9 protein-coding genes are annotated in these 8,021 nt (G+C 48.2%); 3 read left to right on the forward strand and 6 right to left on the reverse strand.

Going from position 1 to position 8,021, the window contains the following annotated elements; genetic code table 11:
• The first annotated feature begins 212 nt into the window (after window positions 1-212).
• The 3 genes from C7B65_RS23150 (at window position 213) to C7B65_RS23155 (ending at window position 1,759) form a co-directional block, all read left to right on the forward strand.
• The gene (locus tag C7B65_RS23150; protein WP_106254158.1) at window positions 213-923 is read left to right on the forward strand and encodes a rhomboid family intramembrane serine protease; all 711 of its coding nucleotides are present in this window, start codon (window positions 213-215) and stop codon (window positions 921-923) included.
• 175 nt (window positions 924-1,098) lie between these two features.
• Window positions 1,099-1,302 (forward strand): hypothetical protein, encoded by a 204-nt coding sequence (locus C7B65_RS27490; RefSeq protein ID WP_146135843.1) that lies wholly within the window; start codon window positions 1,099-1,101, stop codon window positions 1,300-1,302.
• Window positions 1,286-1,759, forward strand: a complete 474-nt coding sequence (locus C7B65_RS23155; protein ID WP_106254159.1) for a hypothetical protein — start codon at window positions 1,286-1,288, stop codon at window positions 1,757-1,759. Before C7B65_RS27490 ends, C7B65_RS23155 begins: the two co-directional genes overlap by 17 nt.
• Window positions 1,760-1,827: 68 nt before the next feature.
• Here the strand turns inward: C7B65_RS23155 and C7B65_RS23160 are convergent, their stop codons facing one another.
• The 6 genes from C7B65_RS23160 to C7B65_RS23185 all read right to left on the reverse strand — a co-directional run bounded on the left by C7B65_RS23160 (window position 1,828) and on the right by C7B65_RS23185 (window position 7,724).
• The gene (locus C7B65_RS23160) at window positions 1,828-2,013 is read right to left on the reverse strand and encodes a YqaE/Pmp3 family membrane protein (RefSeq protein WP_106254160.1); all 186 of its coding nucleotides are present in this window, start codon (window positions 2,011-2,013) and stop codon (window positions 1,828-1,830) included.
• 91 nt (window positions 2,014-2,104) lie between these two features.
• The gene (locus tag C7B65_RS23165) at window positions 2,105-3,214 is read right to left on the reverse strand and encodes a tetratricopeptide repeat protein (protein ID WP_106254161.1); all 1,110 of its coding nucleotides are present in this window, start codon (window positions 3,212-3,214) and stop codon (window positions 2,105-2,107) included.
• Window positions 3,215-3,257: 43 nt separating this feature from the next.
• Window positions 3,258-3,992 (reverse strand): 16S rRNA (uracil(1498)-N(3))-methyltransferase, encoded by a 735-nt coding sequence (locus C7B65_RS23170; RefSeq protein ID WP_106254162.1) that lies wholly within the window; start codon window positions 3,990-3,992, stop codon window positions 3,258-3,260.
• A gap of 83 nt (window positions 3,993-4,075) precedes the next feature.
• On the reverse strand, window positions 4,076-6,097 hold the full coding sequence (sir, locus tag C7B65_RS23175) for a sulfite reductase, ferredoxin dependent (protein WP_244913274.1): 2,022 nt from the start codon (window positions 6,095-6,097) through the stop codon (window positions 4,076-4,078).
• A gap of 318 nt (window positions 6,098-6,415) precedes the next feature.
• The gene (locus C7B65_RS23180; RefSeq protein WP_106254163.1) at window positions 6,416-7,186 is read right to left on the reverse strand and encodes an Rpn family recombination-promoting nuclease/putative transposase; all 771 of its coding nucleotides are present in this window, start codon (window positions 7,184-7,186) and stop codon (window positions 6,416-6,418) included.
• A 178-nt stretch (window positions 7,187-7,364) separates the two neighbouring features.
• Window positions 7,365-7,724, reverse strand: coding sequence for a VOC family protein (locus C7B65_RS23185; RefSeq protein ID WP_146135844.1), 360 nt, complete (start codon window positions 7,722-7,724; stop codon window positions 7,365-7,367).
• Window positions 7,725-8,021 lie beyond the last annotated feature (297 nt).

Here is an 8,021-nt window from a genome sequence, read left to right on the forward strand (position 1 = left end):
GATGACCTTTGACCCTCACCCTAAATTCCTCTCCCAGGGCGGGAGAGGGACTTTGAATCCGGCTCCCCTTCTCCTATTTTGGGAAAGGATTGGGCGAGGGCTTCGCCCCACTTCGTGAGGAGGGCGGGTTTGCAAATCTGTCTACAGATAAACAGACAAGTCGCTAGAAATCAGTTATCTTTCTGCTAAATGATAGTCAAGGAAAGATTCTCGTGTTTCCGATCAGCGACGACAACCCAACGCGCATTACCCCTTACATTACGTATGGGCTGATCGCCGCCAATGTCTTAGTTTTTATCTACCAGTTGAGCCTGACACCGCAGCAACTAGAGTCGTTTTTCTTCACTTGGGCAGTCATTCCTAGAGAGCTAAGCGAAAGTTTTAGAGGCGATGCGGGCAGTTCTGGCTTTCCGGAATGGATTACGCTCATCACCTCTCAGTTTCTGCATGGGGGCTTTTTGCACATCGCAGGCAACATGCTGTTTTTGTGGATTTTTGGCAATAATGTCGAAGATCGGCTGGGGCACATCAAGTTTTTGATCTTCTACATCGCTTGTGGAGTCTTAGCTGCTTTAAGCCAGTGGTTCTTCTCATCGGGGTCGGATATTCCTTCGTTGGGGGCAAGTGGCGCGATCGCAGGCGTGATGGGAGCCTATATTCTGCGATTCCCTCACGTCAGAGTGCTGACGATTGTTCCGCTCGGCATTATTTTCTTGCCGATACGAATCCCGGCTATCTTTTATTTAGGAATCTGGTTTGTGCAGCAGGCGCTCTACGGCGTTGCCAGTCTGGGTGTAAAGACTAACATCGGTATGCAGGGCGGTGGGGTCGCTTACTGGGCACACGCTGGAGGGTTTATATTTGGCGCAGTGTTAGGACCCTTGCTGGGTCTGTTCTCGGATGATTCTAAAGCGCGATCTTAATCGAAGTTGACCTTACGATCGGACTCTATAACTCTAAAAAAGGGCTTTGTTTAAAGGCCCTTTTTTGCTGAGAACGATCAAATTCGATTCAAAAAACGCATCGCAGGTCTTGCAAGAAGATCTCATCAAGACTCATAATTAAAGAGAATCTTTAAGCTTTGCTGATTTGCTTTTAGTGAAGTCAGACAAAACGAATCAATTAACAGTTGTGGCGAGTCCGATCGAGACTCTACCCAGACGCTATATGATCAGCAAGGCATATCATTTATCCGTTTTAGATGAGCGGTTTGCCTCAGCGATCGCAATTAATGCAAATTTCCGACGCACTTCAATATCAGCCAACATCCCAGGAGCAGTGACACATGGGCGGTCTTATTAAACTCATCAAAAATTTCTTTAGCGGCATCTTTTCCTTTTTAGGCGGGCTTGTCGGCGGCAAAAAATCTATCGAAGGCAGCGCTCCTAAAACTCGGAAAGGCTCCGGCTATTTTCTAGAAATGGACGAAGCTGAAGCTGAGAAAAAGCCTGCCGTCAGCGCCTCCGCAACCGAATCTAGCCCTAAACCTGTCGCCACGACTAGCGAAGCGGCACCGACCTCGAAACAGTCTTCTAAGCGAGCGGAGCTATTAGCGGCTGCGGCATCTAGCAACGGCTCTGCCCCAGTTGCCCAAAAGCCCGTCGAAGAAAAGGCACCTGTAGCAGTTGCTCCGAAGCCTGAAGCATCTGCTGAGTTTGCAACCAAATATTTGGTGCCCACCAGCAACGGCACTCGTCGTCGCCCTGGCGCAAACATGAACTCTTACTTAGACATGGCGCGCGGCATGAAATCGAACTAAACTCAAAGAGTTTTTAGATGACCCTTAAAAAACATCCCGACCTGACGATCGGGATGTTTTTTTATTCATTAATAAACTTCGTTTCTACGTTCTTCTGTTTTTTGAAGCACCCAAACCGCGTGAATTATGCCCGGAACCCAGCCTAAAAGAGTCAGCAAGATGTTAATCACAAACGCTGAACTAATGCCACTGTTGAGAAAAACAGCCAGAGGTGGCAAGAAGATCGCCAAGATGAAACGCACGATGATGTTCATAGAAGTTTTCTAACCCAAGTTTTCTTTAATTGTTTCAATAGCATTGTCGTTAATCGTCTCTAGTTTAAGCCTCCATCTCAGGGACTAAACTTCAGGAATCTTTTGAAAACGCTAACCCACTATAGAGATGAAAAGCCGGATTCCACGGACTAGCGTCTTGACCAAAGAGATGAACGTGAGACTTAAGGCGCTTGAGCAGGTTAGGAAACTCGATCGCGGTTTCTGCAAAGGGCGCGAACTCTGACCAAACGGGTTGTTCAGGAAGTTGATAGTTGAGAAACGCGAGTAAATTATTCCAGTGAATGCGATTGGTGGCTTGACCGATCGCAGTGGAATCTGCGGTTGAAAAAGCAATCCCTTGGTGGAACTGATAATTTAAGTCACAAATTCGCAAAATGCAGCGTCTTTTAGGAAGATGCAAATCGCAAATATGAGCGTAGTCTTGGGTTTGTTCTTTGCGCTGTCGCTGCGTTCTCTGTCGCGCATCGGTATCCACAACTTGCTCAAAAATCGGCAATCGTCCTTCAACGCGCTGCGTCACTTCTGCCCAATCGAAACTCAGAGAACCCAATTGATCTTGCTCATTTTGGCAGACTGCGCTAGCTTCGCTCCACGGAGTGTTCGCGTTCGGCTGATACTCCTGAAAATATTGGACTTGAAAGACTTGCAGGCTCTGAAGCACATTCAACGGTGCCCAAAACACTGGAATCTCAGCAGTTCTAAGCTGCTGCCCATAGAGTTGAAGTTCTCCGATCGCGCCAGTTCGATAAAGCCGCCAGCCGCGATGAGGAATTTGTAGCCGCGCGGTGTAGGCATCTAGCTGCATAATTCGGGCAAAGTTTTGCGCCGATGTCGTGCGGATGTCGCTGCTGATTGCCTCTAAAACTAACATCCCCAGTTCAGCATTTCTGGGATCTGCGGTGGCGGCGGCGATCGCGGCTTGTTGGCGAGTTTGAGCCAAAGCTTCGAGTCGCTGAATTCCTTGCCGAGCCTGAGTCGCGACTTTGGGATTGACGACATCTCGCAAGAGTTGACGATAAATCGCTTCGGCTACCTCTAATTTGCCAGACACTTCATAGAGCCGCCCTCGATAAAGCTGCCCATAAGGGTTTTGAGGCGATTCGTGCAAGAATTCTTTGAGCAACTTCGCGGCAGTGCGGTAGTCTTGGCGATCGAAAGCGGCGGCGATTTGATTCAGCATTTTTGACTGAGACTAAAGGATTATTTTTTCTTCTCTTCAGTCTTCACTCTTCATTCTTCATTCTTTCCAAGACTCCTGCAACTAGCGAGAGCGCCACGATCGGAGCAGTCACGGCTCGAAGAATGCGACGACCGAGAGAAATAGGCTGATAACCTGCCGCGATCGCCCCTTCAATTTCGGCATCTGTCCAGCCGCCTTCAGTCCCGATCGCGAGTGTAATTGAGGGACAAACCGATTTATTTAGATAGTTCAATAAATGCGGCGAGTTGCCCCGTGCTAGACAGATTAAGCGACAGATATCGGAATCAGACGATTCTATTTGTAGGCAATCGTTCCAGGAAACTGGATCTAAGATTTCAGGCACGATTTGACGTTCGCATTGTTCTGCCGCTTCTTGGGCAATGCGTCGCCAACGTTCTAACTTGTTGGCACTGGGATTGAGAAGTGTTCTGTCACTAATCACAGGCGCAATGCAAGTTACGCCCAATTCTGTTGCCTGCCGCACCACATCATCAAACCCGTTTCCTTTGGGGAGTGCCAGCACTAAAGTTACAGAAATCGACAGCTCAGAATGGGCGTGAATGGGTTCTAGGATTTGGGCCCGATCGGATTCTAAAGCCGCTAACCAGCCTTGTCCTTGACCGTTCATGGCGATGAACTGATCGCCTGACCGGAGCCGCAAAACTCGACTTAAATAATGCTGTTGTTCAGCCGTCAAAACAATCTGCTGCCGATCGATTTGAGAAGCGGTAATGACAAGCCTTTGCAACTGAGCCATTTTGAATCTCTGATAATTTCAATAAAAAAGTAGGAGTGAATTAAACACTCCTACCCAAACAGCAGACAGTCCGATCGGAGGCTCTAAGAATCGGTGTTAGCGAGATAGGTTTCTAGCGCTGCTGCCACGAGTTCAGTAATCGGCTTGCCTTGCGTTTTAGACGCTTGCTGAAGCCGAGTATAAATCTCACGACGAACGCTAACCCGGTGCCGAGATTTCAGCGTCACCTTGTCAGATTCAGCCGATTCAACGTCTTCAAAGTCATTGGTCGAAACCGTCACAATCTCATCGAAACCTTCGGACTGATAGTCGCTGACAAATTGCCGCAGTGCATCAAAGCCAACGCGATCGCAGAAATCACCAAAGCTTTCCCGATCGGTGCGTGACTGCTTAAAGTAGACAAAAAGCGGCTCTAAAAAGGTTTCTAAATCGTCAATGTGCAGTTTCTCGACATAGGCGCGAGACAGTCGCGTTTGATTGGGGCAAGCACCTAGCCACATTTGATAGGTGTCGGGGCCGTTGCCGACAAAGCCGAGTTCTGCCAAATAAGGACGGGCGCATCCATTCGGACATCCCGTCATGCGAATGATCAACGATTCGTCAGGCAGTCCGACTTTGATCAGCAGTGCCCGGATACGCTCCAGAATGGTAGGAATGACCCGTTCTGACTCGGCGGTTGCCAACCCGCAAGTGGGCAAAGCGGGACACGCCATCGAGTAGCGCAACAGCGTATCGATTTCGTCTTCGCGCTTAATGCCACAGCGAGTCAGAATCTGCTGAATTTCAGACTTTTGAGCCGGATCGATTTCGTAAAGAATCAAATTCTGACTGGGCGTGACCAGCATCGGCAGGTTGAATGTCTCGACGATTTCGCGCAAGGCGGTTTTGAGTTGAAAAGCGCCTTCGTTTTTGACGCGACCGTTTTCGACCGAAATCCCGACAAACAGTTTGCCGTCTCCTTGCTCATGCCATCCCAAGAAATCCAAATATTTGAATTCGGGTAAGGGCTTGAAGGGTTCGATCGACTTGCCAAAATACTCTTCGACTTTGGCGCGAAATTTGTCAACGCCCCAGTCTTCGATCAGATATTTCATTCGGGCGTGACGACGATCGGTGCGATCGCCATAATCGCGCTGAGTGGCTACGATCGCTTTCACCAAACTATAGACATCATCTTTAGCGACGTAGCCGATCTCATCTGCCAATCGCGGAAAGGTTTCTTCTTTGTTGTGCGTGCGTCCCAAACCGCCGCCCGCAAACACGTTGAAGCCTTCTAACTCGCCTTGCTCATTAGTCAAGACAACTAAGCTGACATCCTGTGAGTAAAGATCGACGGAGTTGTCGCCCGGAACCGTAACGCTGATTTTGAACTTACGGGGCATATAGTGCGTGCCGTAAATCGGTTCTGGGTTGTCATGGACGATCGTGCCCGTGCCATTTTTCTGACGAGCCGCGATCACTTCAGGATTCTCTTCTGCTGAAATGAATTTCTCGCCATCGAGCCAAATCTCATAATAGGCACCCGTTTGGGGAGTCAGCAGATCAGCAATAGTGTGCGAATATGCGTAGGCGTATTGATAATCGGGGCGGTTGCGAAAGGGAGCCGGAGGAGCCATCACATTTCGGTTGACATCGCCACAAGCGCCGAGTGTGTTGCCCATATTGCGAACGATCGCTGCCAGTGACGCTTTCAGATTCTTCTTGAGAATGCCGTGTAGCTGAAAGCCCTGGCGCGTCGTAGCTCGAATGGTGTGATTGCCATAATCATCAGAGATGCAATCAAGCGCCAAATAAAGCTCAGGCGGAATAAACCCACCCGGACTGCGGGTTCGCAGCATCATCTGATAGTCTTTTTCTTGACCTTTGGCGCGGTTGTCTCGGTTGTCTTGCTGATAAGACCCGTGAAACTTGAGAATTTGAATTGCATCTTCAGTAAAGTGCGTCGTGTCTTCTAAAAGCTCTGACGCGACGGGTTCTCGTAAAAAGTCACTGCGATCTTTGAGTCCTTCGACTTTAGAAAGCTTGCGGGTGGTGGAGTCGGGTGTCGAAGATATAACCATTAGACTGCTGCTGCGATCGGTAAAGAGGTATAAGCCGTCAGTCATCTCGTTTGCAGTGCAAATAACAGATGACAAAAAACTGGGAGAATGGATTTTCCCAGTAAATCGGTCGGAATTGCGATGATGATCCCATCGTATCACCGCAACTAATTCTATGAGTCAATCGTCAGGAAGTCGATGGAACTCTAAAATGATTTAATATGACGATCGGTTTAAATCTCTCGACGAAAAGCTCTAATGGATTCTCTAGCGTTAGTCTTAGCGTTCGTGTCAAATAGTTGAGAGGTTGTGTTAAAGCGATCTTATCTAAAACTTAACTTCAACTTGCGAGTTTGACGAGCTAACAGCCCACATGGATGGAGTTCAGCTTTGTGCAGACTCATTTATTTGCTGTTGAAGTTGTTGGACTTCCTCGATCGATAATCCTGTAGAAGGGGCAATAATGTCGATCTCCACTCCTCTACGCAAGAGATTGATAGCGATCGCTCGATCCCTTGCTTCTTGAGCTTCTCTCTGGATTGAACGATAAACGGTGGATTCTTGCATGATGTCTCTCCGTAATACACGATAAATGACCTCATCTTCTAATCTTAGCCCAGCCAGAATTGCAGAAGCAGCAATTAGATTTGCTTGAGTCGTGGGATCTGAGATTTGATTGACCGCTTGAGCAACTTGACGCAGGGTTGCCTCTGGATCATTGGTTTGACTGAGAGCCGCAAACGGAAGCAGCCCAGGATATTGCAAGAAGAGGTCGTCAGGTTGCTCCCACAAGCGAACCACGTCAAAGTCATGACGAGTGCGCTCTAAAGCAAAGCTGGTTTGCCGGACGAGATCAGATCCAGTTTGCTTTAAATAAATCACGACTTGTCGCATCGTTTTGTCGCGATCGCGTCTGTAGACTCGTGAGCGGTAATCTAACATGCGGAAGGGAATCTCTGGGTCAGGACGAGTTTGAAATTCCAGGTGCAAAACAGACTCGTTGGACTGAAGCAGAATCAGAGCATCGGCGCGAATCGGGTCGAGGGAAAGTTCAGAGGGTTTGAGTTCCGTTAGGGCGACAGACTCTCCAAGTAGCCAACTGGCAAAGTCGGCGGAGAAGTGTTCGGCAAGAAACCGGCAGGTGTCGTCGTACATGGGGAGATTGTACGCCTTGTGATTTCTAGTTGATTTTGGGCGAATCTAAAGTTTTTATAACCTATGCGAACATTCTGGCTTAGCGATTGCGATCACCGGACGCAGACAATCTTTGCAACAAACCAACCATATCACAACGTTCCGGTGAAGCGCGGTTGTTGTGCCGTTATTAGACGAGCTACGCTTGATTGTCTTGGCTTGTGAGTTCGGTGAATTGAAAAGTGTTGCCTTCGGGATCAGTAACGACTACCCTTCGATAAATCTTTGAATCTTTTTCAACAAACTTAAATGAAATCCCTCGTTCGTTAAACTCAGCAACGTGACCATCAAGATCATCCACAATAAGCGTTATCAACGTCTTGCCAGCACGTTGAGCATCACCGATTATGTATAACCATGCTTTTCCTGATAATTTCCAAACGGCCTCATTATCGTTGGGAATCATGTCGGGCTGCCGTCCCATGAGACGCTCATACCAAACAAGTGCAGAATGAAGGTTATCTACTGCGACACTGGTAAATGCTTCCTGTATAGCCAACGTGATCTCCTTTCATCTTGACCTGTGGTATTTAATCTTCACTGTTCTTTCGTACATTATAAAACTGCACGCGACGGCACAAAACCTAGTTGAGCCGCAACCGCAAGCGGTTCTGCTCACTGACGAAGAATGCAAATTCGGTTGTCGGCTCCAACGCTAGTTAGATCGTAGCGTCACGAAGATTTTAGCATACAGTACAAGTGAACTAAATGGCGCTGTCGGTCGGGTAAAGGAGTGAGTTTTAGATATATCTCCCTCCCTCCCCTCAGAACCGTGCTTACAACTTTCACTGTACAC

Origin of the sequence: Phormidesmis priestleyi ULC007 (assembly GCF_003003695.1) — a bacterium.
Lineage (GTDB): Bacteria > Cyanobacteriota > Cyanobacteriia > Leptolyngbyales > Leptolyngbyaceae > Phormidesmis_A > Phormidesmis_A priestleyi_A.